This window comes from Streptococcus sp. 263_SSPC (genome assembly GCF_001071995.1).
Taxonomy (GTDB): domain Bacteria; phylum Bacillota; class Bacilli; order Lactobacillales; family Aerococcaceae; genus Granulicatella.
In genome coordinates this window covers 104,136-128,960 of sequence record NZ_JVNU01000027.1, presented here as the reverse complement: position 1 = coordinate 128,960, position 24,825 = coordinate 104,136, and the positions used below count along the sequence as shown (strand labels likewise).

Annotated in this window: 21 protein-coding genes, 2 pseudogenes and 1 riboswitch; of the genes and pseudogenes, 22 read left to right on the top strand and 1 reads right to left on the bottom strand. The window is 39.2% G+C overall.

Annotation, left to right across the window (positions count from 1 at the left end):
• Positions 1 to 42 precede the first annotated feature (42 nt).
• Positions 43 to 858, top strand: a complete 816-nt coding sequence (locus ADH02_RS03870; RefSeq protein ID WP_048782736.1) for a MurR/RpiR family transcriptional regulator — start codon at positions 43 to 45, stop codon at positions 856 to 858.
• Between the two features lie 12 nt (positions 859 to 870).
• Entirely contained in the window at positions 871 to 1,365 is a 495-nt protein-coding gene (locus ADH02_RS03865; RefSeq protein ID WP_048782734.1) for a PTS sugar transporter subunit IIA, read from the top strand.
• 49 nt (positions 1,366 to 1,414) lie between these two features.
• Here the strand turns inward: ADH02_RS03865 and lexA are convergent, their stop codons facing one another.
• Entirely contained in the window at positions 1,415 to 2,038 is a 624-nt protein-coding gene (gene lexA, locus ADH02_RS03860) for a transcriptional repressor LexA (protein ID WP_048710956.1), read from the bottom strand.
• Between the two features lie 143 nt (positions 2,039 to 2,181).
• On the opposite strand from lexA, the gene ADH02_RS03855 reads away from it, so the two are divergent.
• The 20 genes and pseudogenes from ADH02_RS03855 to ADH02_RS03765 all read left to right on the top strand — a co-directional run bounded on the left by ADH02_RS03855 (position 2,182) and on the right by ADH02_RS03765 (position 24,814).
• Positions 2,182 to 2,430, top strand: coding sequence for a DUF896 family protein (locus tag ADH02_RS03855; RefSeq protein ID WP_048710972.1), 249 nt, complete (start codon positions 2,182 to 2,184; stop codon positions 2,428 to 2,430).
• Between the two features lie 192 nt (positions 2,431 to 2,622).
• Positions 2,623 to 4,617 (top strand): transketolase, encoded by a 1,995-nt coding sequence (gene tkt, locus ADH02_RS03850; protein ID WP_048782727.1) that lies wholly within the window; start codon positions 2,623 to 2,625, stop codon positions 4,615 to 4,617.
• 73 nt (positions 4,618 to 4,690) lie between these two features.
• Positions 4,691 to 5,011, top strand: coding sequence for an AzlC family ABC transporter permease (locus ADH02_RS09665; RefSeq protein ID WP_239681731.1), 321 nt, complete (start codon positions 4,691 to 4,693; stop codon positions 5,009 to 5,011).
• On the top strand, positions 4,953 to 5,390 hold the full coding sequence (locus tag ADH02_RS03845) for an AzlC family ABC transporter permease (RefSeq protein WP_239681730.1): 438 nt from the start codon (positions 4,953 to 4,955) through the stop codon (positions 5,388 to 5,390). Before ADH02_RS09665 ends, ADH02_RS03845 begins: the two co-directional genes overlap by 59 nt.
• Complete coding sequence (locus ADH02_RS03840) at positions 5,383 to 5,706, top strand: branched-chain amino acid transporter permease (RefSeq protein WP_048782726.1); 324 nt, start codon at positions 5,383 to 5,385, stop codon at positions 5,704 to 5,706. Before ADH02_RS03845 ends, ADH02_RS03840 begins: the two co-directional genes overlap by 8 nt.
• Before the next feature lie 111 nt (positions 5,707 to 5,817).
• Positions 5,818 to 6,615 (top strand): TIGR00282 family metallophosphoesterase, encoded by a 798-nt coding sequence (locus ADH02_RS03835; RefSeq protein WP_048782724.1) that lies wholly within the window; start codon positions 5,818 to 5,820, stop codon positions 6,613 to 6,615.
• 23 nt (positions 6,616 to 6,638) lie between these two features.
• Positions 6,639 to 9,194 carry a DNA mismatch repair protein MutS gene (gene mutS / locus ADH02_RS03830; RefSeq protein ID WP_048782719.1) on the top strand — a complete coding sequence of 852 codons (2,556 nt, stop codon included), beginning with the start codon at positions 6,639 to 6,641 and terminating at the stop codon, positions 9,192 to 9,194.
• Between the two features lie 3 nt (positions 9,195 to 9,197).
• Positions 9,198 to 11,108 carry a DNA mismatch repair endonuclease MutL gene (gene mutL / locus ADH02_RS03825; RefSeq protein WP_048782716.1) on the top strand — a complete coding sequence of 637 codons (1,911 nt, stop codon included), beginning with the start codon at positions 9,198 to 9,200 and terminating at the stop codon, positions 11,106 to 11,108.
• Between the two features lie 11 nt (positions 11,109 to 11,119).
• Positions 11,120 to 11,554, top strand: a complete 435-nt coding sequence (msrB, locus tag ADH02_RS03820) for a peptide-methionine (R)-S-oxide reductase MsrB (protein WP_048782714.1) — start codon at positions 11,120 to 11,122, stop codon at positions 11,552 to 11,554.
• 393 nt (positions 11,555 to 11,947) lie between these two features.
• A complete protein-coding gene (locus ADH02_RS03815; RefSeq protein WP_048782712.1) occupies positions 11,948 to 14,317 on the top strand; it encodes a phosphoketolase family protein in 2,370 nt (789 codons plus the stop codon).
• An 853-nt stretch (positions 14,318 to 15,170) separates the two neighbouring features.
• Positions 15,171 to 15,314: riboswitch (Lysine riboswitch) on the top strand.
• 152 nt (positions 15,315 to 15,466) lie between these two features.
• Positions 15,467 to 16,249, top strand: a pseudogene (locus ADH02_RS03810) (transporter substrate-binding domain-containing protein); the annotation flags it as partial.
• 314 nt (positions 16,250 to 16,563) lie between these two features.
• A pseudogene (locus ADH02_RS03805) lies at positions 16,564 to 17,328 on the top strand (amino acid ABC transporter permease); the annotation flags it as partial.
• The gene (locus tag ADH02_RS03800) at positions 17,328 to 18,065 is read left to right on the top strand and encodes an amino acid ABC transporter ATP-binding protein (protein ID WP_048782707.1); all 738 of its coding nucleotides are present in this window, start codon (positions 17,328 to 17,330) and stop codon (positions 18,063 to 18,065) included. The pseudogene ADH02_RS03805 and the gene ADH02_RS03800, both read left to right, overlap by 1 nt.
• A gap of 87 nt (positions 18,066 to 18,152) precedes the next feature.
• The gene (gene tsaE / locus ADH02_RS03795; RefSeq protein WP_048782706.1) at positions 18,153 to 18,626 is read left to right on the top strand and encodes a tRNA (adenosine(37)-N6)-threonylcarbamoyltransferase complex ATPase subunit type 1 TsaE; all 474 of its coding nucleotides are present in this window, start codon (positions 18,153 to 18,155) and stop codon (positions 18,624 to 18,626) included.
• Positions 18,619 to 19,143, top strand: a complete 525-nt coding sequence (locus tag ADH02_RS03790; protein ID WP_048782705.1) for a GNAT family N-acetyltransferase — start codon at positions 18,619 to 18,621, stop codon at positions 19,141 to 19,143. The genes tsaE and ADH02_RS03790 overlap by 8 nt, the downstream gene beginning before the upstream one ends.
• A gap of 15 nt (positions 19,144 to 19,158) precedes the next feature.
• Positions 19,159 to 19,857, top strand: coding sequence for a 5'-methylthioadenosine/adenosylhomocysteine nucleosidase (locus tag ADH02_RS03785; protein ID WP_048782704.1), 699 nt, complete (start codon positions 19,159 to 19,161; stop codon positions 19,855 to 19,857).
• Positions 19,858 to 19,948: 91 nt separating this feature from the next.
• Positions 19,949 to 20,860 (top strand): UDP-N-acetylmuramate dehydrogenase, encoded by a 912-nt coding sequence (gene murB / locus ADH02_RS03780; protein WP_048782703.1) that lies wholly within the window; start codon positions 19,949 to 19,951, stop codon positions 20,858 to 20,860.
• Positions 20,861 to 20,876: 16 nt separating this feature from the next.
• Complete coding sequence (locus ADH02_RS03775; protein ID WP_048782702.1) at positions 20,877 to 21,416, top strand: ECF-type riboflavin transporter substrate-binding protein; 540 nt, start codon at positions 20,877 to 20,879, stop codon at positions 21,414 to 21,416.
• 1,081 nt (positions 21,417 to 22,497) lie between these two features.
• Positions 22,498 to 23,325 carry an HAD family hydrolase gene (locus ADH02_RS03770; RefSeq protein WP_065427009.1) on the top strand — a complete coding sequence of 276 codons (828 nt, stop codon included), beginning with the start codon at positions 22,498 to 22,500 and terminating at the stop codon, positions 23,323 to 23,325.
• Between the two features lie 19 nt (positions 23,326 to 23,344).
• Positions 23,345 to 24,814, top strand: a complete 1,470-nt coding sequence (locus ADH02_RS03765; protein WP_048782700.1) for an MFS transporter — start codon at positions 23,345 to 23,347, stop codon at positions 24,812 to 24,814.
• Positions 24,815 to 24,825: the final 11 nt, after the last annotated feature.

The following is a 24,825-nucleotide window of genomic DNA, read 5'->3' as shown; positions in this document are numbered from 1 at the left end:
CCTGTGCTATAATGAAGCTAGCAATGCAAAGGGGAAAAGGTTATGTTGTCATTTGAGAAAAAAGTAGCACCGATGATTGAATCGATTTATGATACTTTGACACCGATTGAAAAAACGATTGCCAAATATTTTCTAGGAGTGATTCCGGAAAATGAATCGTTATCTGCTCAAGAAGTGTCAAAACGTTTATTTGTATCGATTCCATCTTTAACACGATTTGCTCAAAAGTGTGGGTATAAAGGATATAGGCAGTTTATTTATGACTATCAAAAAGGGAAGCAAGAAGAGACAAACTTGCATAATGATTTAACGAAGATTGTGTTAGACGATTATGCAGACCTCTTAACGAAATCTTTCTCGCTCATCAATGAAGCACAGCTGATTCATGTGTGCGACATGCTCAGTAAGGCCAAGCGCGTGTATATATACGGGCAAGGTAGTTCAGGCCTAGCAGCGCTGGAGATGAAATTCAGGTTTATGCGCCTCGGGATGATTTGCGAGGCGATTACGGATTTACATACGATGCTCATGAACCGCGTATTAGTCGATGAAGATTGCCTTGTGATTGGAATTACGGTGTCAGCCAATGAGAGTGTTGTGAATGCCGTGAATATTGCCAAACAACAAGGAGCCAAAACCGTTCTAATTACATCTAAGAAGAGCGAAGAGCTGCAACATGATTGTGACGAATTAGTGCTGATTGCGATGAAGAACGCCTTAGAACAAGGAACGGCAATTACACCGCAATTTCCAGTACTTGTCATTGTCGATATTTTATATAGTTACTACAAGGAAATCGATAAGGAACGCAAACGCTCGATTTTCTCAAATACATTACATGCCATTCAACCAGAATAAGGAGACGATAAAATGTTTGGATTTTTTAAAAAGAATCAAGTAGAAAAAGAAGTGCCAGTATTTGCACTAGCAGGAGGAGAAATTGTTCCCATTACACAAGTGAATGATCCAGTCTTTGCAGGCAAAATGATGGGTGACGGATTTGCGGTTATTCCAGCAAGTGGTGTGATTACTTCTCCAGTAAAAGGGGAAGTCGTAAATGTATTCCCAACACTTCACGCTGTAGGCATTCAAACTGCTGGCGGATTAGAAGTGCTTGTTCATATGGGAATCGATACGGTTGAATTAAAAGGCGGGCCTTTTGAAACGACAGTAACGGTTGGCCAAAAGGTGGATGAAAATACAGTATTATCGACTGTGGACTTAGAAGCACTAAAAGAAGCTGGTAAAGATACTGCAATGATGGTGCTCTTTACGAATATGGATAAAGTGGAATCTATTGCGGTAGCTACAGAAGGCTTAGTAGAAGGTAAAGCAGAAGTAGGGAAAGTAACATTAAAAGCTTAATCAAAAAAAAGAATCTCCGCTCGGATTTGAGCGGAGATTTTCATTTGGTTTAGAAAATACGACTGCGGTATAAACTAACTACTTTTCCTAAAATCGTACAGTTCGGTAAGATGATAGGGTCCATTGTGTCGTTTTCTGGCTCTAGGCGCACATGGTCGCTTTCAAGATAGAATCTCTTACAAGTTGCAGTGTCTTCTTCAGTCATCGCAATGACGATTTCACCATTTGAGGCAGTTGATTGTTTACGGACAATGACAGAATCGCCATCGAAGATCCCAGCATTAATCATACTGTCCCCTTTAATACGAAGCATGAATAAATCATCCGCATCATTTTGTAAATCTGGTGGAATAGGGAAGAAGTCACTTGCTTCTTCTACAGCGAGAATGGGTTCACCGGCTGTAACCACACCAAGCATTGGAATTGCTGTTGATTTAGCGCCGATTGCTTTGAGTCCAGCCATTGTTAATTCGATCGCACGTGGTTTACTTGGGTCACGTTGAATTAAGCCGTTTTTCTCAAGTCTTGATAAGTGACCATGAACGGTTGAAGTCGAAGAAAGCTGAACGGCGTTACAAATTTCACGCACTGTTGGCGGATAACCGTGCTCTTGAACTTCTTTATAAATAAACTGTAATACATCTAATTGTCTAGAATCTTTTAAATTTGTCATCGGAACATCTCCTTCTTTGAGACTAGTGTAACACACTTTGTAAACAGAAATCAAACAAATGTTCGTATGTAATTCAGATTTTTAGGAAAAAATGTCGTCTCGTGCTACACTAGGAGACGAAGCCAAGGAAAGGAATGACAAAAATGTTATCAGAAGAAAAATTAAACCGTATTAATGAATTAGCGAAAAAGAAAAAAGAAGGAAAATTAACTCCAACGGAAGAAAAAGAACAGCAACTCTTACGTCAAGAGTATTTGGAAGCTTTTCGTGGAGGCATGCGTAACCACATCGAAGGATTAAAAATCGTCGATGAAGAAGGAAATGACGTGACTCCAGATAAACTAAAAGCGATTCAAAAAGAAAAAGGATTGCATAACCGAGACGCAGAATAGATGAGAGAAGGCTGAAATTTTCAGCCTTTTTTGTTACAAAAAAATATGTGGAACCCGTGAAGGGAATATGTATTTTGCAAGGGTTTACTATGTTTTATTTATCATAAAAATAACGGTTGCAAAAGCAGTCTTGGATTAGTAAAATAGAAGAGTAAGTTCCGAAAGGAATCAATATATTTAAGGAGTGATTGTATGTTTGATAAAACCGATCAACTAGCAGTGAATACAATTCGTACACTAAGTATGGATGCGATTCAAGCTGCGAATTCAGGCCACCCTGGACTACCAATGGGGGCGGCACCAATGGCTTATGTACTTTGGTCTAAATATTTGAAAGTAAACCCAAAACGTTCTACTTGGGTCGATCGCGATCGCTTTGTATTATCAGCAGGTCATGGATCTGCAATGTTATATGCTTTATTACATTTATCAGGCTATGACTTATCGATTGAAGATGTGAAAAACTTCCGCCAACTAGGAAGTAAAACACCAGGACACCCAGAAGTACACGACACGGATGGGGTAGATGCAACAACGGGTCCTCTTGGCCAAGGGTTTGCAAATGCTGTTGGGATGGCCATGGCTGAAGCGCACCTTGCTGCAAAATTCAACCGTGAAGGCTACCCAGTAGTTGACCACCATACTTATGTATTATGTGGTGACGGGGACTTAATGGAAGGTATTTCTTATGAAGCTGCGTCTCTAGCTGGAACATTGAAATTAAATAAATTAATCGTGTTATACGATTCAAATGACATCTGCTTAGATGGTCCTTTAAATAAAGTGTTCACTGAAGACGTGAAGAAACGCTTCAAAGGTTTAGGCTGGAATTATATCCGTGTTGAAGATGGAAATGATTTAGACGAAATCGCTGAAGCTATCGAAGAAGCACAATGCCAAAAAGAAAAACCAACGATTATCGAAGTGAAAACAATTATTGGTTATGGTGCTCCAAACCAAGGAACAAATAAAGTTCACGGGGCTCCTTTAGGACCTGAAGGCATTGCTTCTACAAAAGCAAACTACGGATGGGAGTATGGCCCATTTGAAGTGCCAGAAGAAGTGCAACACCGTTTCGATAAATTATTAGTTCAAACAGGTGAAAATGACTACAACGAATGGAAAACTTTATTCGACGGCTATAAACAAGCTTATCCAGAACTTGCAAAGGAATTCGAAGATAGCTTTGCAGAAAACATCGAAGTCGACTTAGAAAAAGTATTACCTTCATACGAATTTGGTAGCCCAGCAATGGCTTCTCGTGTGACAAGTCAAGCTGCGATTCAAGAATTAGGAAAACACATTCCATTCTTCTGGGGTGGATCTGCGGACCTTTCTTCATCAAACAACACAATGAATAAAGCAGACACAGACTTCTCACACGAAAATTACGGTGGAAGAAATATCTGGTTTGGGGTTCGTGAATTTGCAATGGGAGCTGCGATGAACGGTATGCTTCTTCATGGAGGTAACCGTGTATACGGAGGTACATTCTTCGTATTCGCAGATTACTTAAAAGCAGCAATGCGTGTTGCAACGATTTCTCACTTACCAGCAATCTATGTTTATACACATGACTCTATTGCAGTTGGGGAAGATGGACCAACGCATGAACCAATCGAACAATTGGCAGCGTTCCGTGCAACTCCAAACTTAAACGTGATTCGTCCTGCTGACGGTAATGAAGTATCTGCTGCTTGGAAAGTGGCTGTAGAAACGAAAGACCGTCCATCAGTACTCGTATTCTCACGTCAAAACTTACCAGTTCTAGAGCACTCACAAGAATTAGCTTACGAAGGGGTAAAACGTGGGGCATATGTGGTTAGCCCACAAAAATGCGATACTCCTGAAGGTATCTTGATTGCGACAGGTTCTGAAGTAGCTCTTGCCATTGAAGCGCAAAAAGTTCTTGCAGAAGAAGGAATTGATGTATCTGTTGTTTCAATGCCATCCATGAACTTATTCGAAGAACAACCAAAAGAATACCGCGAATCAGTATTACCAAGCGATGTTCGTAAACGTGTTGCTGTTGAAATGGGCGCAAATTTCGGATGGGGACAATATGTTGGTTTAGATGGCGCCACTGTGACAATCGACCGCTTCGGCTTATCAGGTAACGGAAATAAAGTAATGGAAACATTAGGCTTCACTGTAGAAAATGTAGTGAATGCATTTAAATCTTTATAAAAATAAGTTAAAATAAGAGATTGAAGGTCTGGTATATCAGACTTTCAATCTTTTTTTGTTTTTAGGAGAATGTATGAACGAATTGAAACAAGCATTTAAGATTAGTTTACCCATCTGTTTCGGGTATATCTTTTTAGGAATTGCATTTGCACTCTTGATGTCACAAGAAGGATTTCCTGCTTGGGCTTCTATTTTTTCAAGTGTATTTGTATATGCTGGATCCATGCAATTCGCCCTTGTCTCATTTATGAGCGCAGGGATGAGCTTTTGGATGATTGCAGTAATGACCTTGTTTATTAATGCCAGAATGCTATTTTACGGCGTTAGCTTTATTGATGAATTTAAAAAAACTAGGGTGGAAGGCATTTTATTTAATCTTCGCCTTATCAGATGAAACCTTCTCGCTATTAGTAGGGATGAAGCAAACGAAGAGAGAAGATAGTGAACAAGTGATGGTTTATGTCGGACTGTTGAACCATTGTTATTGGATTCTTGGAACGATTATTGGGGTTGTCATCGGCGAATTCCTTCCGTTTTCAACAAAGGGAATCGATTTTTCTATGACCGCGCTCTTTGTCGTGATTCTCGTAAACCAATTGAAGAAGGCGGACCGTTATTTCCCGTTTGTTATCGGGGGAATTAGTGCCATTTTCTGGTTAATTCTTGTTGGAAAACAATATTTCCTTGTGTGCGCGTTAGCCACAACAATGATTGGCTTAATTGCCATTTTCGAACGTGAGAAACTACAAATGAAGGAGGAAGAAAATGAGTAATACGTATATTTTACTTGCTCTTATTACTAGTGGAGTTGTGACTTTTGCAATCCGTTTATTCCCATTTCTAGTACTCCGTAATCAAACGAACTTATCGAACCGCATGCAGTTTATTTCGGCGGTCCTACCACAAGCCATTATTACGATTCTAGTCGTTTATTGCTTGAAGGATATTTCGTTTATAAACGCACCATTTGGAATTCCTGAACTTATTGCCGTCGCGATTGTCGTCTTGTTGCAATGGTGGAAGGAGAATACGCTGCTAAGTATCTTTGTTCCAACAGTGATTTACATGGTGTTATTACAAGTGATGTGAAATTAACATATATGTTAATTGAAGCTGCCTAGTATAGAATTGTATCTAGGTATTTTCTAGCCTTATTTTATGGTAAAATAGAGCTACATTGATTTAGAAAGAGGCACTCTTATGAAATTATTATTTGTTGGCGATGTTGTCGGTTCTCTTGGAAGAGAGATGGTCGCACAATACGTCCCAAAATTAAAGAAAAAATATAAACCACAAATCACCGTGATTAATGGGGAAAATGCAGCTCATGGAAAAGGAATTACGGAGAAGATTTATAAGGAGTTATTGCAGGCTGGTGCAGACGTTGTAACGCTTGGGAATCATGCCTTTGATAACAAAGCGATTTTTGATTTCATTGAAGATGCCACAAAAATGGTACGCCCGCTGAACTATCCAGCAGGCGTTCCAGGAAAAGGAATCGTTTATGTAAAATGTAACGATAAAGAGGTGGCTGTGATTAACTTGCAAGGCCGCGTCTTTATGAATACATTGGACGATCCTTTTGCAAAAATTACAGAGGTGGTTGAAGAAGCTAGAAAGAGAACACCGATTATCTTTATCGATTTCCACGCCGAAGTAACCAGTGAGAAACAAGCATTGTCTTGGTACTTGGACGGGAAAGTATCTGCCGTCGTTGGAACACATACGCATGTCCCAACAAACGACGCCCGCGTCCTTCCGCAAGGGACAGCCTTCCTTTGTGATGTGGGAATGACAGGTCCGTATAACGGAATTCTCGGAATGGACCGCGACATTATTATTACGAAGTTCCTCAATCAATTACCGGCACGATTTGAAGTGGCTGAAGACGATGAAGGCCAGCTCAGTGCTTGTTTGATTGATATTGATGATAAAACGGGGAAGGCGAAATCGATTCAACCGATTCGCATCACTCCAGATGCACCATTTTTTGAATAAAAAGATTAGAAAGAGAGTCAGAAATGCCACAAAAAACGAAACACACACCGATGATGCAGCAGTATTTTTCGATTAAAGAAAAGTATCCTGATTGCTTATTGTTTTATCGACTAGGTGATTTCTATGAATTGTTTTATGATGATGCGATTGAAGCAGCACGACTTCTCGAAATTACACTAACCAGTCGAAATAAAAATGCAGAGGACCCAATTCCAATGTGTGGGGTTCCTCATCATGCCGCAAAAGAATATATTAAAACGCTGATTGAACTTGGAAAGAAAGTAGCCATCTGTGAGCAGTTGGAGGATCCAAAGCTAACAAAGGGAATGGTGAAGCGAGATGTTGTTCAAGTCTTGACGCCAGGGACGTATACAGAATACCAAGCGCAAAATCAAAACCATTATTTAGTGTCGATTTTACCGCTTGTTGGGAAACGATTTGCACTCTCGTATGTGGATGTGTCAACAGGGGAATTGAAAGTGACACAACTCGAAAACTTGGAAGAAGTGCGCAGTGAATGCTCAAGCTTGATGTGTCGTGAAGTCGTTCTTGTCGATAGCGATGTGACAGAAGAGCTTCGTCATCTCTTTACAAACATGCAAATCTTAATTTCAACAATCGAAAAAGATGAAATTAATGCCGAAGACTGTACAGACTTAGTCTCAGAACTAGAAGATGAGGCTTCTATCCGATGCGTGCAAAATCTTTTGAGTTATTTGAAACTGACACAAAAGAGAAGTTTCTCGCACTTACAAAAGGCGCAAGCGTATCAAAGTGAGTTTTATCTCTCAATGAATTATGAGACAAAACGTAACTTAGAATTAACGACAACCATTCGTGCCAATCAAAAACATGGATCGCTGTTCTGGTTCTTAGACGAGACGCAAACGGCGATGGGTGGACGACTCCTTAAACAGTGGCTTGAAAAACCACTTGTACTAGAAGGGGCCATTCAAAAACGACATGCGTTAGTGGAAACATTGAACCAACATTACTTTGAACGTACAGACTTTATCGAAACATTGAAACGTGTGTATGACTTAGAACGTATTGTTGGGAAAGTGTCCTTTGGAACCGCCAATGCGCGTGACCTCTTGCAATTAAAACAAACACTTGGACAAGTGCCAATCTTTAAATCGATTGTCGATAGCTTGGATTCCAAAGAATGGAGTGCTCTTGGAGAAAACTTATTCGATATTCCGGAGTTATATGATTTAATCGACCGTGCCATCGACGAGGATGCGCCGCTCACGATTTCGGATGGAAATATTATTCGTTCGGGATATAACGCGACGCTGGATACGTACCGCGATACGATGAAACACGGAAAAGAATGGATTGCCGCGCTCCAACAACAAGAACGTGAGCAAACGGGAATCAGTTCATTGAAGATTAGTTTTAACAAGGTGTTTGGGTACTATATCGAAGTGACAAAATCGAATCTTTCAAAACTCGATAGTAGCCGCTATGAGCGTAAACAAACGCTGGCGAATGCGGAACGTTTTATTACGCCGGAATTAAAAGAAAAAGAAACGCTGATTTTAGAAGCGGAAGAAAAATCAAGCGCCCTCGAATACCAATTATTCGTAGAAGTGCGTGAACAGGTGAAACATTACACCGCACAGTTGCAACAATTAGCAAAAACTGTCGCAACGATCGACGTCTTACAAGCTTTCAGTGTAGTGAGCGAACGTTATCACTTAGTGAAACCTACGATTTCGATGAAGAACCGTAGACTCTGGATTGAGGATGGCCGTCATCCTGTTGTTGAAAAGGTCATGGGACAATCAACGTATGTTCCAAACAGCATTTCAATGAGTCCAGACGAGCATATTCTTCTCATTACTGGGCCGAATATGTCTGGTAAATCAACTTACATGAGACAATTGGCGCTCTGCGTGATTTTGGCGCAAATCGGATGCTTTGTACCTGCTAAGAGTGCAACGATTCCAGTATTCACGAAAATCTTTACGCGTATTGGGGCAGCCGATGATTTAATCTCGGGTCAAAGTACGTTCATGGTAGAGATGATGGAGACAAACCACGCGCTTCGAAACGCAGACGAAACAAGCTTGCTATTGTTTGATGAAATCGGACGAGGAACGGCTACGTATGATGGAATGGCGCTTGCTGAAGCCATCATCACGTATATTCACGAGAATTTAACAGCAAAAGTATTATTCTCAACGCACTATCACGAGTTAACACGACTTAGCGAGAAATATGAAGATTTACGCAATGTGCATGTGGGAGCCGTTGAAGAAAATGGTGAAGTGGTCTTCTTGCATAAAGTATTAGAGGGTCCTGCTGATAAGAGTTACGGAATTCATGTGGCAAAACTGGCTGGACTTCCAACAGAGCTGTTAAAAAATGCCAGCACGATTTTAAATCATTTAGAAGCTAAAGGGGCTGCAAGTGACAATAGTACCTACGTGGAACAAGTATCGCTCTTTGAAGAAGAAACAGAAAGCGTACCTGAATGGGTTCACGAGCTTAAAGGCTTAAACTTAATGAGTATGACGCCAATGGATGCCATGAACATCCTGTATAAATGGCAACAAATGGAAAAGGGTGAGTAGTGTATGGGAACAATTAAAGAATTAAGTACATTACTGACAAACCAAATTGCAGCAGGGGAAGTGATCGAACGCCCTTCTTCTGTGGTAAAGGAATTACTCGAAAACGCGATTGACGCTGGAAGTACTCGTATCGAGATTGAAATCGAGGAGAGTGGCCTTCGCAAAATTCGCATTCAAGATAACGGAATTGGGATGACGAAAGAAGACGCTCGTATGTCGATTAAACGTCATACAACGAGTAAACTCTATTCGCCAGAACAACTCTTTAGAATCCGTACACTCGGGTTCCGTGGTGAAGCCTTAGCGAGTATTACAGCCGTATCGAAAGTGACACTGACGACTTCTACCGGAGAAGACAGCGGCGTGGAGTTGAAGATTGAGTCTGGTGAGATTAAAGAAGAGAAGACCGTACCACCGTTAAAAGGAACGACTTTCCTTGTTGAAGATTTGTTTTATAACACACCAGCGCGGTTGAAATTCGTCCGTACACTGCAGACGGAATTAGCGCATATTACCGATGTCGTGAGTAAAGCGTCTCTTAGTCACCCAGAAATTGCCTTTGTTTTAAAAAATGACGGCAATCTGTTATTGCAAACTTCTGGGAAAGGTGATTTGCTGCAGGCAGTCGCTGGAAATATTGGACCAGTGAACGCTCGTAAAATGTTGCCGTTCCATGGAGAAGACGAAGATTTCAAAGTTTCTGGATATACGTCGCTTCCAGAACTCACACGTTCGAACCGCAATTACTTATCGATTTTCATTAATGGACGACCAATCCGCAATATGGCAATCGCAAAGGCCATTACACTCGGATACGGCTCAACCTTAATGGTGGGACGATTCCCGATTACGATTATTTCGATTGAAATGGACGTGCAACTTGTCGATGTGAACGTGCATCCAACGAAACAAGAAGTTCGAATCAGTAAGGAACAAGAACTCTCACAGGTGATTCAAAAGGCCATTAGAGAGGCAATACAGGGCGTACAACGCATTCCTGAATCGATTGAAGACTTATCCTTCAAACGGAAAGAAAATCGCGTAGAGGCTCCAAAACCAGTCCAACAAACTTTGGAATGGCAATTGAAGACACCAATTGTGGAGTCGCCACGTGTAGAAACGCCTTCTTATACTGAAAACGTAAGAGAAGAAGTGGAAGTTTTACCGGTCGATGATGCGCCTCTAAAAGCTAGTCAGACAGTTGAACCTGTTGAGCAAGAAGAACTCGTGGATAGCCACGATGACCATGCAGACTACTTGAAGTTGGCTGAGAAAATTGACACTCAACCATTAGAAAAAGAATTCCCAGAATTACATTATTTTGGACAAATGCATGGGACTTACTTATTTGCGCAAAACGAAAAAGGCTTGTATATGATTGACCAACACGCTGCGCAAGAGAGAATCAAGTATGAGCGGTTTAAAGTGGAGATTGGCCAAGTAGGTAGAGTCAGTCAACCATTGATGGTGCCAATTTTGCTAGAGTTCTCGAAGAAGGACAGCGTGAAGTTGGAAGAGCGATTACCTCTTGTAGAGGAGTTTGGAATAGAGATGGAGCCATTTGGGCAAAATACATTCCAAATTCAATCGCATCCAGCGTGGATTAAGAAAGGACAGGAGAAGGCGATTATCGAAGAAATTATCGACTTTATCTTAGCCGACGAGAAGATTACGGTTGCTAAATTAAGAGAAGCTACAGCCATCATGATGAGCTGTAAAGGTTCGATTAAAGCCAACCACCATTTAAGTGAATGGGAAGCTCGTCAGTTGTTAGTGGATTTGGCTAAATGTAAGAATCCTTATAACTGTCCGCACGGAAGACCCGTACTCGTTCATTTAACGAATAAGGACTTGGAACATCTCTTCAAGAGAATTCAAGATCCACATCAGTCGAAACGACAACAATTTGAATAGGAGAAACCACGATGGAATTTTCAAAAGAAGAATTAAAAAAACGATTAACAGAAATTCAATACGAAGTGACTCAAAATGAAGCCACAGAAAGACCGTTCTCAGGAGAATATGATGATTTCTATGAAGATGGAATCTATGTAGATATCGTTAGCGGAGAGCCTCTTTTCAGCTCAAAAGATAAATTTGATGCTGGTTGCGGTTGGCCATCATTTTCAAAACCAATTGAAAATACAACACTAACGGAAAAAGAAGATTACAAACTAAACCGTAAGAGAACAGAGGTAAGAAGTGGTCAAGCCGATTCTCATTTAGGACACGTCTTCGAAGATGGTCCAAAAGAACTAGGAGGCCTTCGTTATTGCATCAATTCTGCATCTCTTCGCTTCATTCCAGTTGCTAAGTTGGAAGAAGAGGGATACGGAGAATTTCTACAATATTTTAAATAAAAATCTTAATGAGCCCTATTGAGATAGAAAAACCGAGGAATTTCACCTCGGTTTTTTTGATCCTATCTGACTTTTTATGAACGTTTTATTGCAGAATGAACATAAAAAATGGTAAAATAGAGTACTCGATGATGAGTTATGATCAATATTCGAGTTGAAATAGTCAAATAAATGTGGTTATGAACGTTTTGGATTAGTAGAAATACGGTCTGAAAACAGGAATATTTCCTAAAGGTAATCGAAAACCATCAAAACGATGACCGTTTTAGTAATTCTTCTTGACACCCGTAATTAGGTATGGTAAATACTTTGCGGTAAATAAAAGAAGGATTTTTGAAACGCCATTTTCGAATTTCTTTAGAAGCCAAAAATAAGAAGGGAAGACAAATACACATGACACAATTTGATACACCAGAATACTTAGCAAAAGTGGATGCTTGGTGGCGTGCAGCGAACTATATTTCAGTAGCTCAAATGTACTTAAAAGATAACCCACTTTTACGTCGTCCAATCCAAAAAGAAGACGTTAAACTTCATCCAATCGGACACTGGGGAACAATCGCAGGACAAAACTTTATTTATGCGCACTTAAACCGTGCTATTAATAAATATGACTTAGATATGTTCTACATTGAAGGACCAGGTCACGGTGGACAAGTAATGGTTTCTAACTCTTACTTAGATGGATCTTACACAGAGTTATACCCGCAAATCACTCAAGATGAAGCAGGGTTCAAACAATTATGTAAAATCTTCTCATTCCCTGGAGGAATTGCGTCTCACGCTGCTCCAGAAACTCCTGGTTCAATTCACGAAGGTGGAGAATTAGGTTACTCATTATCACATGCTACAGGTGCTGTTTTAGATAATCCTAACGTAATTGCAGCAGCAGTTATCGGTGACGGAGAAGCAGAAACTGGTCCTTTAGCAGCTGGTTGGTTCTCAAACACATTCATCAACCCAGTAAATGATGGTGCAGTATTACCAATCCTTTACTTAAACGGTGGTAAAATCCACAACCCAACTATTTTAGCTCGTCGTACTGATGAAGAATTAACTCAATACTTCAACGGTTTAGGATGGGATCCAATCTTCCTAGAAGGAACAGATCCTAAAGAAGTTCACCCATTAATGGCTGCTAAATTAGATGAAGCTATTGAAAAAATCCAAGCGATTCAAAAAGAAGCTCGTTCTAAGAGCGCTGATGCAGCTACAATGCCACATTGGCCAGTATTAGTAGTACGTACTCCTAAAGGTTGGACAGGTCCAAAAGAATGGAACCATGAACCAATCGAAGGTGGATTCCGTGCTCACCAAGTTCCAATCCCAGTATCTGGAGAAGCTATGGAACACATCGATGCTTTAGTTGACTGGTTGAAATCATACCGTCCAGAAGAATTATTCGATGAAAATGGTAAATTAGTAGAAGAAATTGCTGAAATTTCTCCAAAAGGCCCACGTCGTATGAGCATGAACCCAATCACTAACGCAGGTGTTGTAAAACCAATGGAAATTACTGATTGGACTAAACATGCAATCGATACATCTAAACCAGGTGCTATCCAAAAACAAGATATGATCGAATTTGGTAAATTTGCTGCTGACTTAGTAAAAGCAAACCCAGATAACTTCCGTATCTTTGGACCAGACGAAACTAAATCTAACCGTCTAAACGAAGTCTTTAAAGCAACTAACCGTCAATGGGTTGGTCGTCGTGACGAAAGCTACGATGAATGGATTTCACCAGTTGGTCGTGTTATCGACTCACAATTATCAGAACACCAAGCTGAAGGTTTCTTAGAAGGGTATGTATTAACAGGCCGTCACGGATTCTTCGCTTCTTACGAATCATTCTTACGTGTAGTTGACTCAATGATCACTCAACACTTCAAATGGTTACGTAAAGCTAAAACTCATGCTCCATGGCGTAAAAACTATCCATCATTAAACTTGATTGCAACATCAACAGTGTTCCAACAAGACCACAATGGATATACTCACCAAGATCCAGGTTTATTAACACACTTAGCTGAGAAAAAACCTGAATTCGTTCGTGAATACTTACCAGCGGATACAAACAGCTTGATGGCTGTTATGGCTGAAGCTTTAAGTTCAGAAGATAAAATTAACTTAATCGTTTCTTCAAAACACCCACGTCCACAATTCTACTCAGTAGAAGAAGCTAAACAATTAGTACGTGAAGGTTACAAAGTAATTGATTGGGCTTCAACAGTGAAAGAAGGAGAAGAACCAGACGTAGTTATCGCTGCTGCAGGTACTGAACCTAACTTAGAAGCATTAGCAGGTATTTCAATCTTGCACAAACAATTCCCAGAATTGAAGATTCGCTTCATTAACGTAGTAGATATCTTGAAATTACGTTCTCCAAAAGTGGACCCTCGTGGTTTATCTGATGAAGAATTCGACAAACTATTTACTACTGACAAACCAGTTGTATTCTGCTTCCACGGTTATGAAGGTATGATTCGTGACTTATTCTTCGATCGTCACAACCATAACGTTCATATCCACGGATACCGTGAAAACGGAGATATCACAACTCCATTCGATATGCGTGTATTATCTGAAATGGACCGCTTCCACGTTGCTAAAGACGCTGCAGTTGCTGTATACGGCGACAAAGCTAGCGAATTTGCTGCGAAAATGGACGAAACTGTGGAATTCCACCACAGCTACATCCGTGAACACGGGGAAGATATTCCTGAAGTTGTGAACTGGCAATGGGAAAACGTGAATAAATAATTCATCTAACAGGGTGCCTCAGAAATGAGGCACTCTTTTTGTGCTTAAAAGATAATTAAAGATAATTAATGATTACTTCGGAACCTTCGGTTTCTGAATAATCGCTGTAGTGGGGTACCGGTTCGAGCCTGAAGTCTCTCACCTTCAAAGCCTCAAAGTAGGAGTATGGAATAAATTCCTAACTCCTACTAATTCGCATTTGATACGATTCCCCACCACTGCGATTATAGAAACTCGAAGGTCCTTCGTAATCATTTATTTTTTAGTGCAGAAAAATGATCATTTCTAAGGCAACCTGGTAGTGGAGGAGGAAAGGAGAAAGTAATTACTCCAAATCCTTGCGGATTTTTTTATAATAGCTGTAATGTTGTACCGGCTCGAGCCTCTATGAGTCTCTCGCCTTTAAAGCCTCAAAGTAGAAGTAAGGAATAAATTCCTAACTTCTACTAATTCGCATTTAATACTAGTCACATTACTGCTATTATAAAATCCGCAAGTTTTTCCGTAATTAATATATCTATTGCTTCATCGACTCATATATAATGCTTTTCTGAGGCATAATGTTAGAGAATGTGGAGGGGGAAAAAGGGAGTAAGACAGAAGGAAAAATTGACTCACAGTGCGAGTCAATATAACTTCGTAGTCTTACCCCCGCAAGGCTGATTAGGATAAAGCAAATCACGAGTGATGAGGCTTTATCCAATCAGCTACTGCGTATAAGTCTATAAGCGAGTTTCGTTTGAAATATAATATTAATTATATTTTTGTTAGTCATTTTCAAAAAAATGAAAATATATGGGTTGACTTTCAAAAAAATATGTGTTAATTTATTTTTATCAATTAAATCAAATGGTTATTGAACTGAGGTGCGAATGACAAGAGTACAGGAAACTGGAAAGGGGATTTCGCCGAAACGTGAAAACGTTGGGGGCTGGTCATAATAGGTCAGTCACTGTCATGATATCTGCCCAGATACTCATGAAGTGCAATCAATTACCGGGCAAAAGAATGACTACTTATGACTTTTTATGGGGAATCACGGCTTTTGTTCGTGGTTCCTTTTTTGTGTGTTATGAGTGAACCAGTTTGATAATCGAGAAGGAGAGAAAGAAAATGAAAAAAATTTTAGGCGCAATTGCAGCTTTAGCAATGACAGTAGGTTTAGCAGCGTGTGGAACACCTGTTAGCCAAGGGACAGCAAACCAAAACCAATTAGTGGTTGGGATGGAAGCAGGTTACCCACCATTTAACTGGACTCAAAAAGATGACTCAAACGGTGCTGTGAAAATTCAAGGAACTGACCAATACGCTGGCGGTTACGACGTTGAAATCGCGAAACGTGTGGCTAAACAATTAGGAAAAGAATTAGTAATTGTAAAAACTGAGTGGGATGGCTTAACACCAGCGCTTGTTTCAGGTAAAATAGATGCGATCATTGCTGGTATGAGTCCTACAGAAGAACGTAAAGCAACAATCGACTTTACAGATTCTTACTATGATTCACAATTAGTATTAGTAGTTAAAAAAGGTTCTAAATACGCAAACGCTACTTCATTAGCAGATTTTGCTGGTGCAAAAGTAACAGCTCAATTAAATACTTTCCACTACTCAGTAATCGACCAAATTACAGGTGTTGACAAACAAGCTGCTATGGATAACTTCCCAGCAATGCGTGTAGCACTACAAGCAGGAACAATCGACGCTTACGTTTCTGAATTACCAGAAGCAATTTCTGCTCAATCAGCAAACAGCGACTTCGTAATGGTTAAATTAACAGATGGCTTCAAAACATCACCAGAAGACACACAAACAGCTGTTGGTGTTAAAAAAGATAGCACATTAACAAAACAAATCAACGAAGCATTAAAAACAATCTCTAGCGAAGAACGTCAACAAATCATGCAAGAAGCAATTAAAAATCAACCTGCAGCGGAATAACAAGGATACGAGGGCGAACGCTCAGGACTGAATCACTGGACCGAAACGACGGAAGGAACGTGAAACGTTCTGCGTACGTTTCGGGAAGTGGATGTCAGTCCTGTGAGCCCGAGTTCAACTACAGGATGTGAGACATCGCGTTTAGCCAATATTCACAGTGTGAATGTTGGGTGACGGAGAGCTCAACTTCACCACTGCGCAGGGGCACTCGCTAAATACAGAAAGCAAACATAACACACCGCCACCTCGTGTGGCGTATACATACACATTAAATACAGAAAGTAGGAAAATAAATGAGTATTGATTGGATTGTAAAAATCATTCAACAGAACTGGCAAATGTTCTTAACAGGTGCCTGGATTACACTATATATTTCAATTATTGGTACAATTATCGGAACATTAATCGGAATGTTCATCGGATTTGTTAAAACAATTCCACTACCAGAAAAAGGACCTAAACGTATCCTTTTAAAAATTGCAGTTATCATTTTAAACTGCTATACAGAATTCTTCCGTGGAACACCGATGATCGTACAAGCGATGGTAATTTACTACGGAACAGCATTAATGTTTGGAATCAACTTAGATGTAACATTCGCTGCAATCTTCATCGTATCGATTAACACAGGGGCTTATATGTCAGAAATCGTTCGTGGTGGGATTATTTCTATTGACCAAGGACAATTTGAAGCCAGCCAAGCTATCGGGATGACTCACTGGCAAACAATGCGTTATGTTGTTTTCCCACAAGTACTCCGTAACATCCTTCCAGCAGTAGGGAACGAGTTCGTTATCAACATCAAAGATACTTCTGTATTGAACGTAATTTCAGTATCAGAATTGTACTTTGCGACAAAAACAGTTGCGGGACAAAACTTCCGTTACTTCGATACATTCTTTGTAACATTAATTTTATACTTCATCATGACATTCACAGTGACTCGTATTTTACGATACTTCGAGCGTAAATTAGATGGTCCAGATAACTATGAAGTGATTTATTCAGATCCATTGAACTCAAACTCAATGTCAGCAGTCGAAGAAAAAACTAGACAGAAAGGAAATGCATAATGAGCGAAGCAGTAATTTCCATTCAAAACTTAAGTAAAACTTTCGGTACTAATGAAGTTCTTAAAGATATTTCTTTTGAAGTAAAACGAGGGGAAGTAGTAACGATTATCGGTTCCAGTGGTTCTGGTAAATCAACACTTTTACGTTGTGTGAACTTACTTGAAAAACCAACTTCAGGCGAAATCTACTACGATGACCAAAATATTCTTGAACATGACAAGAGCATTTACGAATATCGTACTCACGTAGGAATGGTGTTCCAACAATTTAACTTATTTAACAACTTGAACGTGTTAGAAAACTGTATTGTTGGACCGATGAAAGTGTTGAAACAATCAAAAGAGGAAGCAGAAAAAATCGCAAAAGAATTCCTTGAAAAAGTAGGAATGGCTGCGTACATCAATGCAAAACCTCGTCAATTATCAGGTGGTCAAAAACAACGTGTGGCTATTGCTCGTGCATTATCAATGCAACCAGATGTATTGCTATTTGACGAACCAACGTCAGCACTTGACCCAGAAATGGTAAATGAAGTGTTAGAAACAATGAAGAGCTTAGCGCATACAGGGCTAACAATGATCGTTGTAACGCACGAAATGGGATTTGCCAAAGAAGTGAGTGACCGTGTTGTCTTCATGGATAAAGGAGTTATCGCTGAAGAAGGAACTCCAGAACAAATCTTTGAAAACCCACAAGTAGACCGTACAAAAGAATTCTTAGGACGCGTTCTAAAATAAGCAAAATATGCTATAATGAGCTAAGACAGTTTGTCTTGGCTCTTTTTTTATGCCAGACAACAGAAACAAGTTTGAAGGAGTAGCATCATGTTTGTTAGACATACATCATCACAAGAGGAGACAATGGCGCTAGGACAGCGTTTAGGTGAAGCGTTATTTGAAAATAGCTGCGTCATTCTAGAAGGCGATTTAGGCGCTGGAAAGACGACTCTTACAAAAGGAATCGCTGTTGGTTTAGGCATCGACCGTGTCATTAAGAGTCCAACGTATACATTGATTCGTGAATACCGTAAAGGCCGCCTTCCGCTATTTCATATGGACATGTATCGTATTGAAGAAAGTGGCGGCGCCAGCGAAGTAGGCCTCGAAGAGTACTTCTATGCGGGTGGTGTGTGCGTCGTTGAATGGGCGCAGTATATCGAAGATGAACTTCCTTCGACTTTCTTAAAAGTACAAATCGACCGTGTAGGGGACGGAGAGTCTGAACGTGTGATTCGTTTAGTTCCACACGGAAAAGAGTACGAAGAATTTATCAAACAATTGGAGGCAACAGATGAGTAAAGAACGAGAAATTACATTTGCACTTCCAGTCAAAGACGATGCTAAAGCGTTATTAGATTATAGTAAAAAAGTAGGGAGCGAAACCGATTTTCTTTCTTTTGGACCAGAAGGATTGAAGTATTCTGTGGCTCAAGAAGAATTGTTTATTGAATCGCTCTACGAGAACGAAAACCAATATATGTTACTGGCAAAAGATGGAGATGAAATTATTGCCGTTGGTTCCATTGCAGGTAGCTTACATCCTAAATTCTCACACCGAGGAGAGTTAGGAATTAGCGTATTGAAGTCCTATTGGGGGCAAGGCATTGCGACCGTAATGATGGAAGAAATGCTGGATTGGGTCGCGGAATACTCAACGCTTAGTCGTGTTGAACTTGAGGTCGTAGCTGTGAATAAGAAAGCACGCCGACTTTATGAGAAGTGTGGATTTGAAGAAGAAGGCCGCCTTAAAAACGGTGTAAAAATCGGTAACGGATACGAAGATATCGTCTTGATGGCGAAACAGATTGAACGATAATAAAGAGGTGAAAGAATGAAATTTGGAATTATTGCTGCAATGGAAGAAGAGAAACGTCTGCTCGAAGAAGAGATGACGATTGAAAAAAGAACAACTGTTGCCAACTGGGAATTTATTGAAGGTACCCTTGTAGGAAAGACGATTGTCCTTGTCCAATCAGGAATCGGAAAAGTGATGTCTGCACTAGCTGCAGGAATCTTAATCGACCGTTTCGGAGTAGACTTGGTCATTAATACGGGTTCTGCTGGTGGCTTTGGCACTTCTCTTGAAATCGGAGATATTGTCATTGGAACAGAACTTGCGTATTGTGATGCTGACGTGACAGCCTTTAATTACGTTTACGGGCAAATGCCAGGCATGCCAGCGCGTTTTGCCATGAATCAAGACTTTTTACCGTCTATTGAACAAGCAATTGCTAAGGTGGATTTAAAGAGCCATACGGGCCTGATCGTTTCTTCAGACAGTTTTATTCATACAAGTGAGCAAAGAAGCCATATTTTAAAACACTTCCCAGATGTGATGGCTTCAGAAATGGAAGGGGCAGCGATTGCCCAAGCGTGTCACGCGTTTGGAGTTCCATTTATCGTGATTCGTGCCATCTCAGATATTCCAGAACGCGGAACATCTGCAGTTGATTTTGATACGTTTATCGTTCAAGCTGGGAAACGTTCTGCGCAAATGGTACACCAACTATTGCAAGAGTGGGAAGCGTAGCTAAAGGAGTCCTAGTGTAAGGGCTAGCTTTCATTTGACGTAATCGTGTTAGAATAGTAGTATTAAAAGCATTACGAATAAGGAGAATAATATGGATTATACTGTATTTTCAACAGAGTTTCCGGATGTAAAAGTTTTTTACAACGAACCACTTAAAAATTATACATTTACAAAAACAGGTGGCCGTGCTGCCATTCTGATTTTTCCAAAAGATAAAAAAGAAGCAAGCGCAGCGATGCATTGGCTTCGCGAAAATAATATTCCGACGACGATTTTAGGAAACGCATCAAACGTTATTATTAAAGATGGCGGTATTAGTGGTGCTGTGATTATGTTAAACGATATGTCTCATTTAACCGTATCGGGTACACAAATCGTTGCTGAAGGCGGAGTAGCTTTAATTGATGTGTCAAAAGCAGCAGCTGAAAATGGATTGACAGGCTTAGAATTTGCTTGTGGCATTCCAGGAAGTGTCGGCGGAGCGATTTTCATGAACGCTGGGGCATACGGCGGTGAAGTGAGTGAAGTCGTTGAGTACGTGGAAGTGATTACTCCGGATGGGGAATTCAAAACATACACAAACGAAGACTTAAACTTCAGCTACCGTCATAGCCATGTTCAAAAAACAGGCGATCTTGTGATTGAAGTTGGGTTCCGACTAACTAAAGGCGTACAAGAAGAGATTGACCAAAAAGTAGCGGAATTAACGCATTTACGCCAAAGTAAACAACCGCTTGAGTACCCTTCTTGCGGCAGCGTGTTTAAACGTCCCCAAGGGCATTTTACAGGAAAACTAATCCAAGACGCTGGACTTCAAGGCTATCAAATCGGTGGCGTGCAAGTCTCTAAAAAGCATGCTGGATTTATGGTGAATATTGATAACGGAACAGCAACGGACTATATGGATTTAATCCGTTATGTTCAAAAAGTGATTTTAGAAAAGAACGACGTTGCTCTAGAACCAGAAGTACGTATTATTGGAGAAGAGCCAACATCGAATTAGGCAAAGGAGGGGTATTGTGAAAGACGGACTGTTTAAAACAATTCTCTATACCATTCTTGGGATTGGAATTATGACAGCGTTAATGACATTAACGTCGATTACAACACCAATTGAGGGAGTATATATACAATTGGCATATGGCTACCTTGCGCTCTTTGCAGGTGTTGCAGGCGCGATTCCAGCGGCCATTGTCGGTTTTACAGGACATGTATTGTTTGATTTGATCTATACGGATCACTTGTGGCTTTCTTGGGCACTCAGTACGGGTGCGCTAGGGTTTGTATTTGGATTTGCGATTCGTCGTAAAAGCTTACGCCAAGGAGTATTTTCACAACACGATATGATTCGATTTAATGTCGTACAAGCGGTAGTCAATATTGCCATTTTCGGATTGATTGCGCCAACGCTCGATGTATTGTTCTATCAACAATCCACAACGATTGTGTTTACACAAGGCTGGATTGCAAGTATCGTCAACTTACTTACAGTCGCTGTGTTTGGAACGATTACGTTAAAACTATATGCAAACTACAAATTGAAACAAAATAAACAGTAAAAATACGAAATCCCGAAATTCACTTATAAGTGAATTTCGGGATTTTTGTTTTTAAGATAAAAATGTTGATATATCAACGAAAATCGGTGTTTTTATGTAAAAAAGGGGCTAAAAAAATTAAAAATAAGTTTTCTGAAAGAAATAAGAATAATTCCCGTTGTTGAACTTTTCGAATATAAATAACAGAGTTTCTATATAAAAAAGATTGTAACGATTAAACCAAATAGGGGAGTTCTATTCTTTTGAATTTTGAAAAGTACTGTAAGTGATAGATCATTATAAGTGTTGGTTTGACGCGAATTTTAGAAAAGTAGAATCGGTTTGACGCAATAATTTATGACTAAAAATATATATTTTTCAATGACGTTATTCACTATTTGAATAGCGTTTTTTTAGTGCAATTTTTTTTGAAAAAAAAGTAAAAAGTAGCATATATGTTACAGTAACAAATTTGTTACTTTTGGAAATTTAAATTACAACTATTTAATAGAGAAATATTTAGAATTTAATCCAATTTGACAGTTTTTACACCGAACTTTGCCAGAAAGTTCACTGTTCCCTCTTAATAAAGTGCCACAATAAAATGAGAAACTTCCACAATGTTCTGGAAAAAAGTTGGTTTAATATTTGTTTCCAATAAAAATATAATGAGATTGTGGAAATAGATGGAGGGGATACAGTGAATAAGAGACAATCGGATATACTGAATTGTTTAATTCATGAAGACATACTTTTAAAGAGATTATTTCTCTGAACAATATATATTTATCAATCAACAGATGACTTTAAAAAGTCGTCTGTTGATTTTTTATTTCCTTATTATATTTAATAAAACCTTTATTTAAAGGGAAATAAAGTTATTTAAAAAAGTTTGAAAAATTTTTAATTTAGGTATTTATTTTTTGATTCATATCTGATACAATGAATACATCAGATGAATTCACTGCAAAACATCACATCATTTCTAAAAGAAGAGATGATTTTATTTTTAAGCACTAATGTAAGCGAGTGCATAGAAAGTCATCTAACAAAATCATCTGCAGACTTTAGAAAATGATTATATTTTATGAAAGGAGAGCATATGGCTTTAACAGATGAAAGTCCATTCGTGGTATGCATCGACTCTGATGGCTGTGCAATGGACACAATGGATATTAAGCACATTCGATTCTTTGGACCGATAGCTGCAAAGTTCTTCGAGATTCAAAATCAAGAAGTCTACTTAAAAGAATGGAATCGTGTCAACTTATTCTCTGAAACGAGGGGAATTAATCGCTTCAAAGGATTGCTACTTAGTCTCGAGTTTGCTAAAGAACATGGCGAATCAATTGAAGACTTTACAGTATTTGCTAACTGGTGCAATCATACAACTTCTCTTTCGAATCAATCACTGGAAGAGGAGATTACAAAGCGTAATGATCCTGTTCTAGTGAAGGCGCTCGAGTGGAGCAAAGCTGTAAATCATGGCATTGAAACAGAACTTGTTGGCGAAGACAAACCTTTTGAAGGAGTGAAAAGTGCTTTAGAAGAAATTAGTAAAGTAGCACAGATTGCGATTGTTTCTTCTGCCAATAGCGAAGCGGTTAATAGCGAATGGAAACGTCATGGGTTAATGCCATTTGTTTCAGAATTCTTCGGACAAGAACGGGGAAGTAAAGCGGCAGCGATTAAAGAAATCAAGTCTCTCGGATTCGAAAAAGAGAAAATCTTAATGGTTGGAGATGCACCTGGAGATTTAGACGCTGCAAAAGTTAATGAAGTACATTTCTATCCAATTTTATTTGGAAAAGAAAAAGAGTCGTGGGAAACGTTAGTTGCAAAAATTCTTCCAGAATTTATCGGCGGACATTACAACGACATAGAGTATCAAGCAATTTATCATAATCATTTATCACAATTTAAGTCATAAAAAATAAGGAGTTATTAACATGGAAAACACAGGAATTCATAGAGCGAAAACGTGGCAAATGGCGTTATTTGCTTTAAATAATACATCAACAAACTTATGGCTAGTTCTATTGAACTTCGTTGCTTACTATTTAACAGGTTATGTTGGGGTAGCGGTAGTAATGGCTACTTCTGTAATGACATTCATGCGTATTTGGGACGCGGTTACAGACCCAATCGTTGGTTATATTGTAGACAAAACAGATGGAAAATTTGGTAAAAACCGTCCGTTTATGGCAGCTGGTAACATCGTGTTACTAATCACTACTTTCTTAATGTTCTTTACAACTCACCATTTACCAGAACAATATAGATTCATTTATTTCTTAGTGATTTATTTAATCTACATTATCGGTTATACCTTACAAACAGTAGTAACAAAATCAGCTCAAAGCTGTTTAACAAACGATCCTAAACAACGTCCAACATTTGGTATCTACGATGGTATCTATAACGCTACATTATTCGCATTAGTACCAGGGTTTGTTGCTCAACACTTAGTGCCAAAATATGGTGGCTTTACTGCTGAATTATTCCAAGAGTTATGGTTGTATATCGCTCCTGTAACATTTATCTTCACTTGGTTAGCAATCTTCGCGCTTAAAGATAAAGACCGTACAGAGTTCTTCGGTACTGGTGAACCTGTTAAAGTTACTTTCAGAGACTACTGGGATGTATTAAAAAATAACCGAGCTATCCAAATGCTAGTAGTATCTGCATCAACAGATAAATTAGCAGCTTTGGTTACTACTAATGCTACAGTATCGGTTATTATCTTTGGTATTATTTGTGGAAACTATAAATTACTTAATACATTTAACCAATATACATTAATTCCTAAGATTTTAATCATGATTCTTGGAGTTAAATTTATTGCACAAAAACTTGGACAAAGAAAAGCATTATTATTAGGTTCATGGGCTGGTATTATTCTTTATGGATTACTATTTGGGTTATTCTACGTAGCAGATCCTTCAACGTTCTCACTACCAGGAGCTGAAGGGTTCACAGGATTATCATTCTTCACAATTGCGTTCTTAACATTATTTATCTTAGCTCAAGGTGCGAATGGTTTAGCAGGGACAATGGTAATTCCTATGACAGCTGACTGTGCGGACTACGAAGTATATCGTTCAGGGCGTTACGTTCCTGGTTTGATGGGAACTTTATTCAGTGCAGTTGATAAAATTGTTTCTTCATTCGGTTCTGCATTTGTAGGTATCCTATGTGCGTCTATCGGTTTTACTGAACAATTACCTCAAGTCGATACACCATTAACACCAGAATTGAAATTTATCGGTTTAGTGATGTTCTGTGGATTCGTTATATTTGGATACATCTGTAACATTATCGCAATGAAATTCTACCCATTAAACAAAGAGAAAATGGAAGAAATTCAAAGTGAAATTGCTCGTATCAAAGCTGAAACATTAGCAAAACAAAAAGCATAATTAATCAACGC

What these genes read in the sequence shown, in the direction of transcription:
- ADH02_RS03870 (WP_048782736.1), top strand. Translation starts at nt 43, where the DNA reads ATGTTGTCATTTGAGAAAAAAGTAGCACCGATGATTGAATCGATTTAT.
- ADH02_RS03865 (WP_048782734.1), top strand. Translation starts at nt 871, where the DNA reads ATGTTTGGATTTTTTAAAAAGAATCAAGTAGAAAAAGAAGTGCCAGTA.
- lexA (WP_048710956.1), bottom strand. Translation starts at nt 2,038, where the DNA reads ATGACAAATTTAAAAGATTCTAGACAATTAGATGTATTACAGTTTATT.
- ADH02_RS03855 (WP_048710972.1), top strand. Translation starts at nt 2,182, where the DNA reads ATGTTATCAGAAGAAAAATTAAACCGTATTAATGAATTAGCGAAAAAG.
- tkt (WP_048782727.1), top strand. Translation starts at nt 2,623, where the DNA reads ATGTTTGATAAAACCGATCAACTAGCAGTGAATACAATTCGTACACTA.
- ADH02_RS09665 (WP_239681731.1), top strand. Translation starts at nt 4,691, where the DNA reads ATGAACGAATTGAAACAAGCATTTAAGATTAGTTTACCCATCTGTTTC.
- ADH02_RS03845 (WP_239681730.1), top strand. Translation starts at nt 4,953, where the DNA reads ATGAATTTAAAAAAACTAGGGTGGAAGGCATTTTATTTAATCTTCGCC.
- ADH02_RS03840 (WP_048782726.1), top strand. Translation starts at nt 5,383, where the DNA reads ATGAGTAATACGTATATTTTACTTGCTCTTATTACTAGTGGAGTTGTG.
- ADH02_RS03835 (WP_048782724.1), top strand. Translation starts at nt 5,818, where the DNA reads ATGAAATTATTATTTGTTGGCGATGTTGTCGGTTCTCTTGGAAGAGAG.
- mutS (WP_048782719.1), top strand. Translation starts at nt 6,639, where the DNA reads ATGCCACAAAAAACGAAACACACACCGATGATGCAGCAGTATTTTTCG.
- mutL (WP_048782716.1), top strand. Translation starts at nt 9,198, where the DNA reads ATGGGAACAATTAAAGAATTAAGTACATTACTGACAAACCAAATTGCA.
- msrB (WP_048782714.1), top strand. Translation starts at nt 11,120, where the DNA reads ATGGAATTTTCAAAAGAAGAATTAAAAAAACGATTAACAGAAATTCAA.
- ADH02_RS03815 (WP_048782712.1), top strand. Translation starts at nt 11,948, where the DNA reads ATGACACAATTTGATACACCAGAATACTTAGCAAAAGTGGATGCTTGG.
- ADH02_RS03800 (WP_048782707.1), top strand. Translation starts at nt 17,328, where the DNA reads ATGAGCGAAGCAGTAATTTCCATTCAAAACTTAAGTAAAACTTTCGGT.
- tsaE (WP_048782706.1), top strand. Translation starts at nt 18,153, where the DNA reads ATGTTTGTTAGACATACATCATCACAAGAGGAGACAATGGCGCTAGGA.
- ADH02_RS03790 (WP_048782705.1), top strand. Translation starts at nt 18,619, where the DNA reads ATGAGTAAAGAACGAGAAATTACATTTGCACTTCCAGTCAAAGACGAT.
- ADH02_RS03785 (WP_048782704.1), top strand. Translation starts at nt 19,159, where the DNA reads ATGAAATTTGGAATTATTGCTGCAATGGAAGAAGAGAAACGTCTGCTC.
- murB (WP_048782703.1), top strand. Translation starts at nt 19,949, where the DNA reads ATGGATTATACTGTATTTTCAACAGAGTTTCCGGATGTAAAAGTTTTT.
- ADH02_RS03770 (WP_065427009.1), top strand. Translation starts at nt 22,498, where the DNA reads ATGGCTTTAACAGATGAAAGTCCATTCGTGGTATGCATCGACTCTGAT.
- ADH02_RS03765 (WP_048782700.1), top strand. Translation starts at nt 23,345, where the DNA reads ATGGAAAACACAGGAATTCATAGAGCGAAAACGTGGCAAATGGCGTTA.